General features: G+C 37.9%; 17 protein-coding genes. 7 read left to right on the plus strand and 10 right to left on the minus strand.

Going from position 1 to position 18,050, the window contains the following annotated elements; translation table 11 throughout:
* On the plus strand, positions 1 to 1,493 hold a 1,493-nt coding region (locus tag KCG35_RS16815), incomplete at its 5' end, for a hypothetical protein (protein WP_215820959.1).
* 74 nt (positions 1,494 to 1,567) lie between these two features.
* Here the strand turns inward: KCG35_RS16815 and KCG35_RS16820 are convergent.
* The 3 genes from KCG35_RS16820 to norR form a co-directional block, all read right to left on the minus strand.
* On the minus strand, positions 1,568 to 2,668 hold the full coding sequence (locus KCG35_RS16820; protein ID WP_215820960.1) for an FAD-binding oxidoreductase: 1,101 nt from the start codon (positions 2,666 to 2,668) through the stop codon (positions 1,568 to 1,570).
* Positions 2,669 to 2,793: 125 nt separating this feature from the next.
* Positions 2,794 to 4,473 (minus strand): hydroxylamine reductase, encoded by a 1,680-nt coding sequence (hcp, locus tag KCG35_RS16825; RefSeq protein ID WP_215820961.1) that lies wholly within the window; start codon positions 4,471 to 4,473, stop codon positions 2,794 to 2,796.
* 193 nt (positions 4,474 to 4,666) lie between these two features.
* Entirely contained in the window at positions 4,667 to 6,205 is a 1,539-nt protein-coding gene (gene norR / locus KCG35_RS16830) for a nitric oxide reductase transcriptional regulator NorR (protein ID WP_215820962.1), read from the minus strand.
* A gap of 218 nt (positions 6,206 to 6,423) precedes the next feature.
* On the opposite strand from norR, the gene KCG35_RS16835 reads away from it, so the two are divergent.
* From KCG35_RS16835 to KCG35_RS16845, 3 genes are all read left to right on the plus strand, one after another.
* Positions 6,424 to 7,608: an NnrS family protein gene (locus tag KCG35_RS16835; protein ID WP_215820963.1), complete on the plus strand. Its 1,185-nt coding sequence runs from the start codon at positions 6,424 to 6,426 to the stop codon at positions 7,606 to 7,608.
* Between the two features lie 337 nt (positions 7,609 to 7,945).
* Positions 7,946 to 8,674, plus strand: coding sequence for a DUF1295 domain-containing protein (locus KCG35_RS16840; RefSeq protein ID WP_215820964.1), 729 nt, complete (start codon positions 7,946 to 7,948; stop codon positions 8,672 to 8,674).
* Between the two features lie 301 nt (positions 8,675 to 8,975).
* Positions 8,976 to 10,253 (plus strand): sterol desaturase family protein, encoded by a 1,278-nt coding sequence (locus tag KCG35_RS16845; protein ID WP_215820965.1) that lies wholly within the window; start codon positions 8,976 to 8,978, stop codon positions 10,251 to 10,253.
* A gap of 165 nt (positions 10,254 to 10,418) precedes the next feature.
* Here KCG35_RS16845 and KCG35_RS16850 read toward each other — a convergent pair whose 3' ends face one another.
* Both KCG35_RS16850 and KCG35_RS16855 read right to left on the minus strand, forming a co-directional pair.
* Positions 10,419 to 10,787, minus strand: coding sequence for a substrate-binding periplasmic protein (locus KCG35_RS16850; RefSeq protein WP_373687362.1), 369 nt, complete (start codon positions 10,785 to 10,787; stop codon positions 10,419 to 10,421).
* Between the two features lie 114 nt (positions 10,788 to 10,901).
* On the minus strand, positions 10,902 to 11,135 hold the full coding sequence (locus tag KCG35_RS16855; RefSeq protein WP_215820966.1) for a transporter substrate-binding domain-containing protein: 234 nt from the start codon (positions 11,133 to 11,135) through the stop codon (positions 10,902 to 10,904).
* A 354-nt stretch (positions 11,136 to 11,489) separates the two neighbouring features.
* On the opposite strand from KCG35_RS16855, the gene KCG35_RS16860 reads away from it, so the two are divergent.
* Both KCG35_RS16860 and KCG35_RS16865 read left to right on the plus strand, forming a co-directional pair.
* Positions 11,490 to 12,128, plus strand: coding sequence for a Vat family streptogramin A O-acetyltransferase (locus KCG35_RS16860; protein ID WP_215820967.1), 639 nt, complete (start codon positions 11,490 to 11,492; stop codon positions 12,126 to 12,128).
* Positions 12,129 to 12,158: 30 nt separating this feature from the next.
* A complete protein-coding gene (locus KCG35_RS16865; protein ID WP_215820968.1) occupies positions 12,159 to 12,593 on the plus strand; it encodes a GNAT family N-acetyltransferase in 435 nt (144 codons plus the stop codon).
* Between the two features lie 115 nt (positions 12,594 to 12,708).
* Here the strand turns inward: KCG35_RS16865 and corA are convergent, their stop codons facing one another.
* Positions 12,709 to 13,662, minus strand: coding sequence for a magnesium/cobalt transporter CorA (gene corA, locus KCG35_RS16870; RefSeq protein WP_215820969.1), 954 nt, complete (start codon positions 13,660 to 13,662; stop codon positions 12,709 to 12,711).
* 208 nt (positions 13,663 to 13,870) lie between these two features.
* Between corA and ybiA the strand changes: the two genes are divergently transcribed.
* Positions 13,871 to 14,449, plus strand: coding sequence for a riboflavin biosynthesis intermediates N-glycosidase (gene ybiA / locus KCG35_RS16875; protein ID WP_215820970.1), 579 nt, complete (start codon positions 13,871 to 13,873; stop codon positions 14,447 to 14,449).
* A 127-nt stretch (positions 14,450 to 14,576) separates the two neighbouring features.
* Here ybiA and KCG35_RS26705 read toward each other — a convergent pair whose 3' ends face one another.
* The 4 genes from KCG35_RS26705 to KCG35_RS16895 form a co-directional block, all read right to left on the minus strand.
* Positions 14,577 to 14,714 carry an acyloxyacyl hydrolase gene (locus KCG35_RS26705; RefSeq protein ID WP_215820971.1) on the minus strand — a complete coding sequence of 46 codons (138 nt, stop codon included), beginning with the start codon at positions 14,712 to 14,714 and terminating at the stop codon, positions 14,577 to 14,579.
* A gap of 8 nt (positions 14,715 to 14,722) precedes the next feature.
* A complete protein-coding gene (locus tag KCG35_RS26710; RefSeq protein ID WP_215820972.1) occupies positions 14,723 to 15,193 on the minus strand; it encodes an acyloxyacyl hydrolase in 471 nt (156 codons plus the stop codon).
* Positions 15,194 to 15,461: 268 nt separating this feature from the next.
* Positions 15,462 to 16,373, minus strand: coding sequence for a hypothetical protein (locus tag KCG35_RS16890; RefSeq protein ID WP_215820973.1), 912 nt, complete (start codon positions 16,371 to 16,373; stop codon positions 15,462 to 15,464).
* A gap of 384 nt (positions 16,374 to 16,757) precedes the next feature.
* Positions 16,758 to 17,330, minus strand: a complete 573-nt coding sequence (locus KCG35_RS16895) for a metal-dependent hydrolase (protein ID WP_215820974.1) — start codon at positions 17,328 to 17,330, stop codon at positions 16,758 to 16,760.
* Positions 17,331 to 18,050 lie beyond the last annotated feature (720 nt).

Genomic DNA, 18,050 nt, shown 5'->3' on the forward strand with positions numbered 1-18,050 from the left:
AAGGTAGTGATAAAGATGACCTTGCTGCATTCACTACAGCACTTTCCTCAGAGACCCAAACACCTGGCTCTGCCGGCTACTTGCGAGAAGGTCATCACAGTTTGGGTCAAAAGGAAATGTTTGGTGTCAGGTCATCCAATCTTGACAATGCCAAAGTTCTTGCAGAAAGCATTGGCGCTAAAATCGAAAAAACAATATCCGTAATCGATGGAGGTAATTTATTAATCGGAAAAAAAGAGAATGGCGAACCTTATGCTATTGTTGGACGTGACTCAGTTTTAGCCACAACCTTACTGCATAATACATTAACACCAGAGCGCATTGATGCCGTTAGAACACGTCTTAAAGCAGAAAATAGACTCTATTACCCTCCACGTGAGGTACCTCCATTTGGAATCGTTTATGGACCCGATATTAATGTAGATATCAAACTACTTGAACTCACTGGATTTATAAAGAAAGACAGCAATACAACTCAAAAGGAAACACAAGCAGAAAACTACAGAACAAGAATATATTTAACGTTCTCATTTAAAGACTTTGATACCATTGATAAAATGGCAAGCGAACTCAACATTCCTGAGGAGCCGTTAAATGAACTTATGCTTTTATTTAATAAAACACACCATACAGACTTCCAATTTGATTTAAAAGATCCAAACGAAATAAAAAAAGCAGAGGAATTTGTTAAACGTGAGATAGCCAAAGTCAAGTTTGTAATGGCTAAAAAATCGCTCTATTCTGCATCTTCAATTCAACAAATCGTCAACAATACACATTTTGATGCCGTTGAGGTAATGCAAACTATTACTCAGCTGCAAGCGGGTCGTTATCTTAATAAAGAACAATCCCCCCTTTATAAGGAGGAAGCCGCTAAAAAGTTTTTAGCCATGAATGAGCTGACAAAAGATATCATGGCCAAAGAGCTTGGTGTAAAACGAAAGAATCTGGCTATTGTTGCACAACCGGCATTTCATATTGATATGCATATGCGCCCACTTAATGCAGGTGAAGTCATGTTAAATGACCCACAAATTGTATTAAGCCTTATCAATGTTGTTATGCGTAATACACCTGAAACTGATCCATTCTACCCAGAATTAATTAAAGCGAAGGAGAACCTTCAAAAAGAGTCGCGCAAATACCAACCTTTATACAATAAAATCGCAGAGCAATTAGCGGCTATTGGTTTACATGTCAATCGTGCACCCGCTGTATTTCATACAGGAAAACGATATGTTAATTTTATAAATGGAATCGTTAGTCATAGCACTAGTGGTGCTTACTATATCACCAATGCATCCAGCTTTGAGCCATTCAATGAAGCATTTGCCTATTATTTACAAGGTCAAGGTATTACAAAAACTTACTTTGTAGGTAAAGCAGATTCAAAAACTGTTTCTGGTAGAGGAAGAGATGGAGAAAACGTCGCCGAATTTCTATTGAGAAGACAAGGTGGATTAGACTGTATTACGACACATATTGCGCAATAAAATAATTTTAACTTTTACAATTTACTACCGCATTTATGCGGTAGTAAATTATTACAGGCTAAGATTGAATCCCTTTATGATAAACTCACCTCCACATCACCTTCAACCTTGCTCGAACAGGCTAAAACCCACCCCTGATTACGCTCTTCTTCACTTATTATGTCATTTGATATTGAGTTAACCTTGCCCTGTGTTACTTTACACTTACACGATCCACAAATACCTTGACGGCAAGCAGCAATAACAGGAATTCCACCTTGCTCTAACGCATCAAGTAATGCCGATCCCTGAACAACGTCTGCTTTATAGTTAAACGAAGGAACAGCTACAGAAAAAACATTACTTTCCTTTGTACTACTACACAGTACATTATCCTTCGAACTAGCTAAGCCTATATGTAAGTCATCTTGTTGATTAAGTGTAAAGCTTTCCTGATGAAAGAGAGACATATCAAAACTTGCTTGTTGTACAATGTCCTTTACTACCTTCATAAAAGCCATTGGCCCACAAAGAAATATACTTCGTTGCTGCCAGTCTGCGCTTAACAAATCAAGTTTTTCTTTATTAATTTGTCCATTTAATTGCTCAGCCAATTTATCCGTGACACCAAACCTTTTTTCCAATAAGAAACGATAATTAAAATTAGTATATTTATCTCCCAACGCTTGAACTTCTTTTTGATAAATAATGTTGTCTTGGTCTCGAGCACAGTGGACAAAGACAATATCGACAGGCTGCTGAGAATCTAGCAATGCGCGAGCCATAGACATTACCGGAGTAATACCACAGCCTGCACTTAACAGTAAAATACGCTTACTATATTGGCAATCATTCAAGTTAAATTGTCCAGCAATACTAATTACATTTAACTGATCACCAGGCTGTAAGTTATCAATAAACCAATTTGATACTTTACCACCCTCTACTCGCTTAATGGTTAATTGCAGGTATTTATCACCTGGTATAGAGCTGATGGAATATGCCCTATATTCTTTTTTTCCATTTATTTCAATCTCGACATTGATAAACTGACCAGCTTTAAACTCAAAGTGCGTTTGATTTTGAGCGATAAACTGAAAGCTAGCGGTGTCCTCTGTTTCCTGCCAACGATTGTTAAGAATTAACGGTGATTGCTCAGGATGCCATACAGCACCTGACGCTAATATTTTGCTCATGACTTTTATCCAAATAATCGGCTGGATAGCCCTAATGCCACTCAATGGAGAGCACATTGATTCACATTTTTTTAATGGACAACTCAGAAAAAATGTGAATTTTATATTAGGGGCTATCCTATAAATTACGCTACTTTTTCTTGCAAAATTGTCTGCATATCTTCAGCCACAGAGCTAATCATGCGTAGGTCAAACTTTTCTTGTAAGACGTTAATTAAGTTATCCGTCAGAAAGGCAGGAGCGGTCGGTCCGGTATAAATTCCTTTAACACCTAGAGCAAGTAAGGTCAGCAAAATAACAATGGCTTTTTGTTCAAACCAGGATAGAACCAGTGTTAATGGTAAGTCATTGATATCGCATTCAAACGCTTCACCTAAAGCCAAGGCCAACTGTACTGCGGAATATGCATCATTACACTGTCCAATATCCAACAGTCGAGGTATTCCATTAATTTCACCAAAAGGCTCTTTATTAAAACGGTATTTACCACAGGCAAGCGTTAAAACCAGTGAATCTTCAGGTGTTTGAGTCGCAAACTCTTTAAAATAATTACGCTCAACACGACTACCATCGCACCCCCCAACCAAGAAAAAGTGTCGAATATTGCCGGCTTTCACTTGATCAATCACGGCAGGTGCTGCCGTCATTAATGCATTACGACCAAAGCCAATGGTAATCAGTTGTTCAACTTCCGTACAGGTATATCCAGGTAATGCTTGTGCACAGGCAATCACTTCAGCAAAATCTTCTCCTTCAATATGCTTAACACCAGGCCAACCAACAATACTCCGGGTAAATATACGCCCTGCATATTGTCCAACATTTGGATTTAACAAACAGTTTGACGTCATAACAATGGCACCAGGAAACTGTGCAAATTCCTGTTGCTGGTTTTGCCAAGCACTCCCGTAATTACCCACTAAGTGAGAATATTTTTTTAATTTTGGATAGGCATGGGCTGGTAACATTTCTCCATGGGTATAAATAATAATACCCGTACCTTCTGTTTGCTGGAGTATAAGTTCAAGATCACAAAGATCATGACCAGATACTAAAATGCACTTGCCCTGTACGGGTTTCACGTTAACTTGTGTGGGTTCCGGATGACCATAAGTTTCTGTTTCACCTTGATCAAGTAATGCCATGATTTTGTAATTAAGGTGCCCAATTCGCATGGCAGCTTCAAATAAAGCATTTTGATCCGTAGGATCTGTACCTAACCAGGCAAAAATTGAGTGGAAAGCGCCAGCAACATCTTGATCTGTCTGCCCTAAAACACGAGCATGCTCCATATAAGCGGCAGCACCTTTTAACCCATATAAACACAACAGCCGAAGTCCAATGACATCATCACTGACAACTCCTTTTCCTCGGTTTACCGCAACTTCTGCTGCTAATGAAGCTATTTCTGTAGAAAGTTGCTCAACATCATTGGTTGATAGCGGTAATGAAAAAGTCGCGACAGCTGGTAAGTTAGTGATGGTTTTGCCCTGCGCAGCAACAAGCATCTGCAACTCATGCCTATATGTTTGCGCTTGTAGGGCATACTGCACAATACGGACAGGATCAAAATTGACATTCGTGAGTGTGGAAAAAAATGCTTTTGGTACCCAAGCATCAATATCGGGCTTGATAATGCCTAAGCCTCGCGCTAATTCAGCCCAGTACGATACGCCTTGTAAGCAATAGACTAAAACATCTTGAAGGTCTGAAACCTCAGCCGTTTTGCCACACATACCCTGGGCAAATGAACAGCCCTTACTGACGGGTGTTTGAATGGTTTGTTCACATTGGATGCAGAACATTTCCAGCTCCTGATTAAACAAGTGATCAGTCAATAATATTAATCACCAGCCTTAGCAGGAGTTGTGCCAACCACACCACCCTAATAATTTGTTATAAAATCCTTATAAAACAAGCTATTATTTTCATTGAATTAGCATAAGCTCAGCAACCAATGTACTTTTTACAACATATATGGTGTTATTAGTACAACAACTATTTTTCCTTTAATCCAAGCTTTTTTCCCAATTTATGAAAGTTTCCTCGATCCATTTGTAGAAAACCAGCTGCCTGATTCCACACACCATGACACTGATTTAAAGCATGTCTAATTAAAGCTCGCTGATAATCCTCAACGGCTTCACGCATAGGAACGGGCTGTGAAGGCAAACTAACAAAAGCCTGTTCATCATCATGTTCACCAGTCAATTCAAAGCCTAAGTCCTTTATGGAAATCAATGTATAACCACGTTGAATAACTCGCAGCCCTGCCCGCATCAGCGTGTGCTCCAGCTCCCGTACATTCCCTGGCCAGTTATAGTCTTCCAAGCGTGTAAGTGCTTGTGGGTGAATATCGAGACGCTCAACCCTAAACTGCTGTCGAACTTTATCGAGAATATAACCTGCTAATACAGGAATATCGCCTTCCCGCTCACGAAGGGTTGGCACCAGAATAGGAAAAACATGCAAACGATGAAATAAATCGGAGCGGAAGCGGCCTTCTATAACCTCTTGCTCAAGTTGGCGGTTCGTCGCTGCAATAACACGCACATCAACCAAGCGGTTACGATCAGCACCAACCCGTTGCACTTCTCCCTGCTGAATGACACGCAGCAATTTTGCTTGTAGAGATAAGGGAAGTTCACCAATTTCATCCAGAAATATCGTACCCCCATCAGCCAATTCAAATTTACCCGCACGATGACTAGTTGCTCCAGTAAAAGCCCCTTTCACATGCCCAAATAATTCACTTTCTGCAATGGACTCAGGCAATGCTGCACAATTGACGTATACCATTGGCTTGTCGGCTCTAGCAGATCCAGCATGTAAAGCATGAGCAACCAACTCTTTCCCTGTTCCTGTTTCGCCTTGAATAAGCACGACAAAGTTAGACTGTGCTACCAGCTGAATGTTATCTCTAAGTCGCTGAATTTGAGGGCTTACCCCCACAAGCTCTCCGCCTTTACTTCGCGCTTCTTCTATTAATAATTTATTTACACTTTGCTGGTGTATATTGGCCTTTTTTAATGCATACATTAGCCTGACATTACGAATAGTCGCAGCAGCTAATGCTGCAAATGTTTCTACAGTAACATCTTCAACCGGATCAAAAGCACCTACATCAATGGCATCCAGTGTAATAATACCTACCTGTTTTTCTTCCACATACAAAGAACATCCCATACAGGCATGAACTTCCGCCGAACAATCAGGATCATTTTTAAATAGACCATCAAATGGATCCGGAAAACCACAATCCGCCGCAAAACGAACGGGTTTACGACTTTCCATAATAGCTTTTAATCGAGGATGTGCTGCTGGAGAAAAACGACGCCCTAACACTTCTTCCGTCAGTCCATCCGTTGCCACTGGGCGCAATAGACCCTGATCATCAAGAATAAATAAGACACTGGCATCACAAGGTAATACCTCATTAAGCGCATGAATCAATCGCTGATAATGATGCCCTTCAGGAAGGTGTATATTAAGGTCTAGCGCTATTTGAAGCAGCGCTTGGGCAAGAGCATTGTGCATAAGAAAAATGGTTATTGTCTTTAAGGAACTCAACTGTTGTATTAATTACAACAAACAACCTCCTAAAAAGCCAGAAGCACACAGATAACTTTGCTACCAAACGTTTGAGTAAGCCTATTACAAGCTACTATTTTATCGCTTCTCCAAGAAAACCATTGGCACGATAATTGAGTACACATTCTCAACTTCAAAAGCAAAGATTAAATATTAAGGGTTCCATGATTAATATTATTGACCGCCAATATGAAGCTCGTATTCACCCACTTCTCCGACTGGGTTTTCGACCTTTTTTCCTCTTTGGTGCACTTTATGCGGTTATTGCACTTGGAATTTGGCTTTGGGCTTTTCGTTATGGTCAACCAAACTGGTTATCCGCTCCAGCATTGTGGTGGCATGCTCATGAAATGCTATTTGGTTTTGCTATGGCAATCGTTGTCGGCTTTTTACTCACCGCCGTACAAAACTGGACGGGTATTCAAGGAACCCGAGAAAAAAGACTCCTATTCCTTATTGTACTTTGGCTCTTGCCTCGCGTTTTATTTTGGTTACCTGTTCCTTTATGGATGATTGTGATCCTTGAAACGATCTTTTTGGCCTTTGCCTGTTGGGAGATAGGGTACCGTGTCATCAGCGCCAAACGCTGGCGAAATTTGCTTTTTCTACCCATGCTGCTCATAGCAATGCTGACTAACCTTGCTAGCTATGCCAGCGTATTACAGCTTTGGGACATACCTGCACTGGTTATATGGCAAGCTGTTTTATGGTGGTTTATTTTACTCATATCTATTATGGCTGGCCGTGTTGTGCCTTTCTTCACAGCACGAAAGCTAGACTGTGATAAACCTCAACCTATTCTTTGGTTAGAATTAACTGCCAACCTATCCATACTCTGCCTCCTTGTTTTATGTTTTTTTCCTAATCTAAACCAACAATTAAACAATCCACTGATGTTGATTGCAGGTTTATCCCAGCTAATACGCTTCTTACGGTGGCAGGGTTATCGTACTTTTAACGAGCCACTATTATGGTCACTCCACCTATTCTATTTATGTATTCCTCTAGGATTGATGATTAATGGACTAAATCACACCCCTTGGACTCAGCATACAATGCTTCATATGTTTGCAATTGGTGGACTAGGTGGCATGATATTAGCCATGACTCCACGTGTGTCTATGGGTCATACAGGCCGGAATATCTATCAGGGACCTTGCTTTTGGCCTGCTTTTGTATTGTTAATTATCGCAACTCTGATCCGCACGGTTGGTGTCATTCTATTTCCAACGCAACTGCATACACTTATCACACTTGCTGGAATATGCTGGATGATGAGCTTTGCGCTGTTCGCCATTGTATTTGGCCCCATGCTAATGAAGCCTAGAACGGATGGACAGCCTGGTTAATAATATGTCCTTGGTTATAGGTATACCTTTCAAATAACGCATTTTTAATATTTTTATTAAGTTTTTATGTAACTTAAATGACATTAATTATATCAACAAAAACTGTTTTATTTGATTTAAAAAAAAGTGTAGTGTTATCTTGAGATTGTATTTTCTATAGTCGTAACAATGCGTATATTGCCACTGCCCCCCGTGTAGGGAAAAACTAACTAACCTGTTAGCCTATTCCCTACCCAAATCTTCTGGAAGATGGAAATATACTATAGATTGCGTATCTCTTTAACAAATAGCTTTTGTTTTCATACAAAGGTAAGCACTTAAGGGAAAGGAGCCATTAATGGAACTGTGGATCACCCAGGCAGTGGTAATCGCTGCTTTATCTGTTTGTGTTTTTATAAGCGCAAGCAAATCAAAAGACATGCATATGGCCTTTATTTGGGGATTTAATACCCTACTTCCTGTATCACTGGTCTATTGCTACTTCGGAGAAGGTGACTTAGCTCACAAAGCCTTAATTATGAGCTTTGTTGTGATTTACTTGATACGAATGAATATCGTGTTAACTGCATGGTACGAAAACACAGCTGCCGCCAAGTTAAACGAAATTGTCCCCCCAAAACAATTTGCGATCCTCTCCATTGTACTTGTTAATGTTTTCGGCTGGATCTACTGTTTACCCTTTTTCTGGGCTGCAGATATGCAAGGTCCATTCACTTACCTAGAATATACCGCAATTCTCGTCTATGTAGTTGGTAGTATCTGGCATTTTGGCAGTGATTATCAGAAACGCAAATTCAAACAAAATCCAAACAATAAAGGTAAGATTATTAATATCGGATTTTGGCGTTACTCTCGTCACCCAAACTATTTTGGGGATTTCTTGATTTTTGTCAGCTTCGGCTTATTGGCAGGAAATTGGTGGGGAGTTGTCGCACCCTTAGCTAACCTGATGCAATACCTCAGTGATGCAATCCCCAAAAGTGAAGAAATGGCAGAAAAACGTTACGGCAATGACTGGTTGGAATATAAGAAGAATGTTAAATGTCTAATTCCTTGGGTCTATTAAATCATTATCCATAGCGCATTATTTTTAGCACGGCTTGTCTGCAGATAGGACCTACAACAGAAATTAAAATACTAACTGAACCATCAAACTAAAGTTTTGATTAATAAGTGATTATGGTAAATGCAGTTAATCATTCTGACATTAACTGCATTACCACTTTCCAGCAGAGGCCCAACAATGACAAACCGACTAATGTAGCATAAGTATATTAGAATAGCTTCGCAGTACCATAAGAGTAAACATTAAAATAATATGCTAAAAATAATTCGCGAAGGATAAATAAAGAACGGAAGCCAATGCTATGAGTATGGATTTTAGTGAACAACTTTTATTTACACTACCGCTGTATCTTGGACCATTGTTAATTTTTGCGCTAATCGATTTTATTAGAGGTACCCGTGGTTATAGAGTAAATGATACCTTAACTAATGCTACTATCGCTTTGGGAAACTTAGGTTTCACCTTTATATTAGTGGTCGGTATTATTGCTGTCTATAACTACTTATACAGTAATTTTGCTCTATTTGACCTGGATCAGACAACCGGTCTTACTTGGCTAATTGCATTTATTTTTTATGATTTTTGTTTTTATTGGAATCATAGGGTACATCATGCTATTAGTATTTTTTGGGTAGATCATATTGTTCATCATACCGCAGAAAATTTAAACTTTGGTGTTTCTATTCGTAATAGTTATTTTATGGAAGTAACCATGTGGTTGACGTTTATCCCCATGGCGCTCTTTGGAATATCGATTGAAGTATTTCTCGCTGTGAGTTATACCCAAATGACATGGGCATTTTTAATTCATACCAAATACTTAAAACACACTCCTCGCTTGGATAAAATATTTAATACACCCTCCCTGCATAGAGTTCATCATGCACGAAACACCAAGTATATTGATAAAAATTTTGGTGGTATTTTTATCATTTGGGACAGACTCTTTGGTACATATCAAAGAGAATCTGATAAATTCCCCGTTACTTACGGTGTGAGAGAATCAATAAAAAGTTTTAGCCCATTGATGATCAATACTCAATATTTAAGGATTATTGTTAAAAAATTTAGACATAGTAATACGTTAATTGATAAATTAAAGTCTATTTTTTATTCACCTGGCTGGTTACCTGAAGGATTATCCAAAACAGAATGTCTTGGTAAAATAGCTGATATCCCATCTAAAGACTTTAATCCTAAAAATCCTCCTCTCAGTGCAACGGTGAAGCTATCTTGCATGCTTCGATTTGTAGTAATTTTAGCCGTTTTCAGTTATTTAATGTTGCATTTTTATGATTTACCTTGGCTTCAAACGACAGGGCTATCTATTCTTTTCTTTTGGTTATGTCACTATAATGGAATTGTATTTGATGGTGTAAAAGTTACTTGGAAATCAGAAGCATTAAGTCAGATTTTAATTGTATTATCTGGTCTGGCTGGGCTAGGTTATACCCCAACAAACATTGTTTCAGCGGCTATTATCTTTACTTCTTTTGTATCATTTGTATGTTACACACTTCATAACTCAAAACCATCACAATCAAGTAAAAATCGTTTATTAAGCGCACTAACAGAATAAAGCCTAATTATTCATAGCAATAGCCAAATAACACCATTGCAAAGCTCTTTTGCAACAGTGTTATTTGGTGATTCATGCACAATTTAAGATAACACGTGGCTTTGGCTGCTGCCCCCCCTACTTTACGCATAAATTACCAGAGTCAATCCAACCCATTAAAAAAACCTAAAACGCTAACAGATATTTGTTAATAATTTTTTCATACTCCCCACTATCAACTAACTCATCAAATGCCCTTTGAAAATTTTCTAACATTTTATCTGACGTATTGATATTAAATCCGAAGAAATCCTTTATAGGACTTCCAACTTTAAAAACTTCCACGATTAAATTAGGATTTATATGCTTATTTTTCACCAAAAACGATAAAACCAAGTCAGTAGAAAGAATTAAATCAACTCTTTTATTGATTAGTTTTCTAATATTATTAGTCGTATCCAAACCACTAACTATTTGAACATTCTGTTTAAAACCTTTACTTAATAAGTACTTTTCTGATGCATAGCCACGTACTGTGGCAATTCGAAATTGCATTGCCTCTGAAAGCCTCTTTACTGCGATATCGCTCCTGGTAGCAAGGCGATACATTTTTATTTGTGTATTATATAGTGGCCCAACCCACTTAAATAATGGTTCTCGTTCAGATGTTCACGATATTGCCATGATAAGTGTATTTGGTCTGGAAAGCGTATAATTATAAGCTCGTTTCCAAGGCATTACCCTATATTCAATAATTAACTCTATTTTTTGAATAATTGCCGATAAAGCATCTATTGAAATGCCTTTAAGAATACCCTCTTCCACATACTGAAAAGGCAGAAAAGGTGATGCTACAGCTATTAATGAGTCACCTTTTACCTGTCCAAAAGCTTTATCTATCACCAATGAGCCCACTCATAGTACTAGATATAATATAATGTTATTAGTTCTCATTGAGATGTAATTTTTCCTCATACCAAGCTCATGGTTTAAAATAGCCATTCTTTTTATCTAGCATCCTTCCGAATGATATAACTCACCACGGATTAGTAACCCTATAATTCTTTTCAATATGCTTAGGACAGGTGTTGATTGAGATATAGCAAAATGTGGGTTTGCAGTGCTTGAAGGGTTTGTAAAACAGGTGCTAGGGGATAAAATGATTCAAAATAGGAATACCTAATCATATGAGGCCAACTTGTCAACCCTCATAGAAACCGGTATAAGAATAAAAAGCAAATATTATAGGAGACAGTTTTGGTAGGACCAGACCCTAAAGATAAAGAGCCCATGAAGGGATTTCCCCAAGTAGGCTTTCTAAAAAACTTTATTACACGAGAAAATATCATTGTTGGTGATTATACCTATTATGATGATCCAGAAGGCCCAAACCGTTTTGAAAATAACGTATTATACCATTTCCCTTTTATCGGTGATAAGTTAATCATTGGTAAGTTTTGCGCTATAGCGAAAGATGTTAAATTCATTATGAATGGTGCAAACCATAAGATGTCAGGCTTCTCTAGCTACCCTTTCCAGATCTTTGGACAAGGTTGGGAAACGGCTATGCCAGCCCCAGGTGAGTTACCTTTTAAAGGTGACACCATAGTGGGTAATGATGTTTGGATTGGCTATGAGTCAACAATTATGCCTGGTGTAACGATTGGTAATGGTGCCATTATTGCCAGTAAGTCAGTAGTCACCAAAGATATACCTGACTATTGTATTGTTGGGGGAAATCCAGCACAAATAATTAAATACCGCTTTGATCAAAAAATTATAGAACAACTACTGAGTATTGCTTGGTGGAACTGGTCCGCAGAGAAAATTACACAACATTTGTCATCTATTGTTGGTTTTGACTTAGAAGCACTTAAGCATGCAAACACTGATTAATAGCTTATTATTTGAATATTAAGAGTAATCATGATCAAACCTTATACACCATCAGATATTGAATCAGTACTGAGTATTTGGCTTGAAGCGTCTGTTCAATCTCATACTTTTATTAATCGCTCTTTTTGGGAGTCAAAAATAAATGATATGCGTAGTATTTACATTCCTCAATCAGAAACCTACGTCTATAACTTAGACAGTGAAATTGTGGGTTTTATTTCCCTATACCAGACTACATTAGCGACTCTGTTTATTTCACCAAATCATCAAGGAAAAGGTTTTGGTACACAGTTACTTAGTAATGCAAAATCACTGCGTAATAAACTACAGTTAGCCGTATATAAAGATAACCATAAAAGCACACTTTTCTACAAACACAATGGTTTTCAATATTTATATGAGCAAACTGATAAGCATACAGGTTTCCCAGAAATTATTATGTCGTGGCACAACAATAAATTGTAAGCAGATACATAAATACTAAACAGCGAGGCTAGCCTGATATGTTAAGGCTAGCAGAAGTGACTCGACTGTAATTTAAGTAGTAAATGAGCATTCAAACGCTGATGAGCTCTCACCACTATAACCATCCCTTACGCTTGAAATACCAGTAAGGTGCTATACCAGAAAGAATCATTAATCCTAGTGCCCAAGGGTATCCTAAAAACCATTTGAGTTCAGGCATAAACTCAAAGTTCATACCATAAATACTAGCAATCATTGTTGGTGGTAAAAATACAACAGCAGCAATAGAAAACGTTTTAATAATCTGATTTTGTTCAATATTTATAAACCCTTGTGTGGAGTCCATTAAGAAATTTATTTTATCAAACAAAAATGAGGTATGAGACATCAATGTTTCGACATCATGCATTATCTCCCAACAACGTTGCTGAAGCTCAGGATACTGACGTAAATGACGCTGTAAAAATGAAATCGAACGTTGTGTATCCATCAAACATAAGCGTATTTTACCATTACTGTCTTCTAATTTAGCTAGTTTATCGATAGCATCCTCAAGATCAGCATCATTATCTTCCAGGACTAAGTGGCTAACTTCTTCCAAATCGGTATGAATATCCTCTAACGCATCAGCCAAGTGCTCTACTTTCTGCTCAAATAATGAAATCATCACAGACTGATGGGATTCTTCTTCTACTGGCATACGACGAGCCCGCATTCGAAATAACCGAAAATCAGCGAGTTCTTCATCACGTACAGTAATAAGGCGATTAGCCTGTAATATAAATGCAACAGTAGCCGTTTTTTGACGCCCTTCAGTTTGAGTCAAAAACAACGAGTGTACATGGATACCTGCTGCATCAACGAAATAGCGAGCAGAAGCTTCGATTTCTTCAACTTCATCTGACTCTGGTAACTCAGTACGTAGTAATTGTTCAAGCTGAAGGCGCTCCTCTTCCTCCGGCTCTTGTGCGTCAATCCAGCATGCTTTAGTTAACAGTTCATCACTTGAGAACTGGTCTGCATCCATTTCCATAATTCTAGCACGACTAAATTCGAACCATCTTAACATGAAGATAACCTCCCTAAACAAACTAAGAATACAGCAAGATCCACAACGTTATAGCTAGTGCCACGACAAATCTCGTGTATAAAATGATTCGTGTTGAGTATATGTTATACTCACTGAAACCCTACAAAGATATCAGCACAGACCGCAATAATAGCCTGATAAATCCCCTATAATGACGGGTACCATAAGAAGTAACCATACACATCCTATGAATCCAAAATCACATTTAGAAAAAATCAGAACCAAAGAAGAACTCATCACAGCTCTTGAGGCAGATACCAATATCAAATACTTGCTTTTCTGGGGACATCAAAAACCAACTTCAGGGGTCAATAAAAGCTGTTTAAGCCAGTGGTTTAATGCCTCTTTTACTATTGATGGCATACACTACTTCACCGCAGAACACTACATGATGGCTGAAAAAGCGAGGTTATTTAACGATCGAAAGTGTCATAAAAAAATTCTTGCCGCAAGCCATCCAGGAGAAGCAAAACGCTTAGGACGCGGAATTGTCGGCTTTGATGAAAGAGTTTGGCGTGATAATCGCTTTGATATAGTGACAAATGGAAATCTTGCAAAATTTAGCCAAAACCCAGCTCTACAACACTATTTACTGAGTACTCAGCCTCGAGTTCTCGTTGAAGCAAGCCCAGTTGACCGTATTTGGGGTATAGGTTTAGCAGCAGACCATCCTGATGCCTCTGACCCAACACATTGGCAAGGTGATAATCTGCTCGGCTTTGCGCTCATGGTTGTACGGAAACATTTGCTAGAAGCTTATTCATAATAAGCCAGAGACATCATCAGAGGCTATGGCTCCCATACACTGAATTTGCGAGCACGACTATCATGAAGAAATAGCTTCTAGCGCATTTATTACCAAAATTATTTCTTTGAATAACCCAAGGTCACAGTCAAAACCACATTGTAAAATGCAACTGTTGAAAATCAATCCCATCATTATCGCCATTCACGCCGCCATTTGAGTAGTGAATATAGCGATAACCCAGTTCAATTGATTGTTGCTGACCAAATAACAACCCAATACCCATTCTGTCTTCTAACTGAAAGTGTGTACCAGATCAACAGGAGAGCTGCTTTCTGCAACGATTTCATCATGGGTAACAAGACTAGGACCAATTCCAACTTCAAAGAAAGGTGCTATCCAACCACCAAAAGGCTTTCTAGGTTTAATTCTAAATATAGGACTAAACGATACACCTGCAGTTGAACCATTCCCTCTTGAAGAGAGTGAATCTGTGTGATTTAGTTCATTTTCCCAATAAAAAAAACTTAAATCAAAATAGCCAGATAGTAGCCAGTTGCTCTTTTTTAACCAATCCTGATTCCAGTCCCATAATACAGATAACCGATAACTGTGCATATTTGCTTCAGAGTTTGACTCTGGTCCACCTCCAATTGTTATACCATCAACCGCTATCGCCTTATCAGCAAAACTGGTTGCATATACATGTGGTACAACAACACAGCCTATGAAGAATAACCCAACATGCTTGAGTTTAAGTGCCATCCTTGCTTCACCTTATCATTTTTTTTTGTGAATTCTTTATTCGTCAAAGGTATATATAGTTATAGCGCACTCATTGCATATATGCGTTATATTTTTTCAGGCATGACTGATTGGTTATATACCCCCATTTTATACTTCTAGGGTACAAGGAATTTGTTGTCTACATACTTTAACGATGAGATACTTTAATGATTAAAGTATCTCATCGTTAATCACAAGACCACCGCTAAAAAGAGTTATTTTTAGCGGTGGCCATAAAATCATGCTATTAATAACACGCTACCGTATCTAACATCCACTCATTGCTCGTTCCATCTGTATTGTATTTACACAGTCCTTTGGCAAACAGTGCTTGTAAATGATAGCCAAAACTTGTTGCTTCAATTAAGCTTAATGGGAACTGCTGGTTATTCTGTTGCCGACCATATCGTTTTAATTCAGCAAGCATTTGTTCTAACTTATAATCAGTTTGTGTTTCAATAAACGTTTGGTCTTTTTCTTTTAAGTTAACTTTTTGTAAGCCATCTCTGCCAGGAACAAGTACATTTAAATAAGCAGGATCATACTTACCATCATACATTTTAATTGGTTGACTCAATTCAGCAAAAGATAAGAAAGTCATTGCATATTTATAATCCGTAACTGAAAAAGGTTGATTATCAAATCCTCTTACAACTTCAATTGTTCCCGGTAATACATCATGCAAAGCACGCATTACAGCTTGCTCTTCATTGGTTACCGAACCATTTGATGCATTCGTTGGAAATTCTTTTCCAGTAAAACGAGGATAAGACTCTTTAATCATACCAATAAAAAACTTAACCGTTTCCTTGCGTGCTATTGAGTGAGCCTGATCTTCGCTGAAATGGCCTGATAATAATAATGACTGTTTTTTAGCATTATAAAAACTAACTAACGTTTGAGTGATTGTATAGACTGGAGCGTTTGAAATATTTTTGGGATTTCCTCCTTGTAAGATACGTTCTCCATCCTGATAATCAAATATAGTGCTGAGATCCAACCTACCGTTTTCCACATTTTGTTGCGTTTTCCCATTCCACTGAAATAAATCATGTGAGGCTAAGCCCATCACTCCAACATCAAGCACTCGAATAGCATCCCTGGCATACGTAGCGCCTACGCAACATATTAAACCTACAAATAAGATAATCCGTTTCATAACAAATCCTTGCGATGATTAGAGAAGCCCTGTAGTTTAAGCCAAAACACCACAGATAACAATAATCATTCTCGTTTAAAAACTTAAATTATCACTCTTACCAGCCCATAAAATACTTATCACTTCCTTTTAGGATGACTTTCAACTTTAAATATATATACCCATAACGAAGGGTTTCTAGTGGGCCAATGCCGTTGCCGTGTATATATTGATTTGTTCCACTCGCTGCAGAAGACCCTCCTTGGTCTCTACTACTCACATCAAACTGTTTGTCGCAAGGATGCAGCAACCAGGGAAGGATTCACGACGTGTTCGAAGGGTGTTATGCAGACGTTGGGCAAAGGGGCTTTAAAAAGGTACAGCTATATGCGATTGCCCTGGCAATTATAGCCTATGTGAAACATTAAATGATACATTGTTTTCCCTTCTTCTTTTCAATGTTTTTCGTAATAATGATGAGAAGACACCTATCGTAAGGCAAGGAAACCATACCCACACAATCTCAGATAAAATAACTTGCAACCCTCGCGCGGTAAAAAAGTTTTTAATACCAATTGGAGATACTTCTATTGGGCGCCAAGGCAAAAAATAACGATGATTAGATTCTGGCCATAAAAAGGCAATTCCTAACCCTCCGTTAGTAAAACTATCCAATACCCCATGAGAGGCCATCGATAGTGAAACAATAAAAAAGGCCCATTTGGGATCACTCTTCAACGGCTTATAGCAAATACTGGCCAATATCCCTACAAGTGCTGCAGCTAAAAGAGAATGGCTGAATCCTCTATGCCCAAATGATGATGCATAAGGAATTCCCAGTTTAAATGCAATAACATCTGCATCGGGTAATACTGCGGCGAAGCATGCAACAATCAATAATTGAGTAGATACCTTTGCTTTGCCAATACCCATACGTAATACAAGTGGAACTGCCACATGCGTGATGATTGTTGCCATACTATAAAGCCCACTCCACTTAATACTCAAAATACCGCACTTAAAATATGCTAAAACAATCACATACTACAAGATAAACACATTTTTTTAATGCTTCATAGTAGGATTACATCACATTTTTAAATGCACCTGAAATGGTTCACCATAAATTTGTGCACCAAAAAATTACACGCTTTTCGAGAAATAGTCTATAATAGCAACCTAAACTCAAACATTTTCTTATAATTTGTTACTTTGTTATACAATTTAGTAATTCCACTCTTTATTTTTTCTAAAAAAACAAAACTTTTTCGCATATAAAAATAAAAGCCGTATTCCCTTAGACTATTAGAAACATTTTCAAAATATCACCTTCATATTATTTTAACCTTAAAAAACAATAAGTTATAATTGTTTTTTCACAAAAAACCCAATATATTTCAATATGACCATTTATTTTCATAACCAATAACCACAAAAAAAATTAGAAGTCAGGTAAACATAAACCCACTTTTCTACTACAGTATAAGTGGATTGAGCCTACCTCAATCATTTTTCAACAATAAACACATCAAATGGTTTATTGAAAATAACACTAACAATTGAAGCAGAGAAGTTTCTATGAAATTGAGTGGCCTGTAGGTAATTTCAAACTTCAGGTCTTATAAAGTCTATCGCAAACATTATATTCCCCTAGTGCCAATTAGTAGGGATCATACCATCATAAAACAGGGATAGAAT

Origin of the sequence: Zooshikella harenae, from assembly GCF_018837975.1 — a bacterium.
Taxonomy (GTDB): domain Bacteria; phylum Pseudomonadota; class Gammaproteobacteria; order Pseudomonadales; family Zooshikellaceae; genus Zooshikella; species Zooshikella harenae.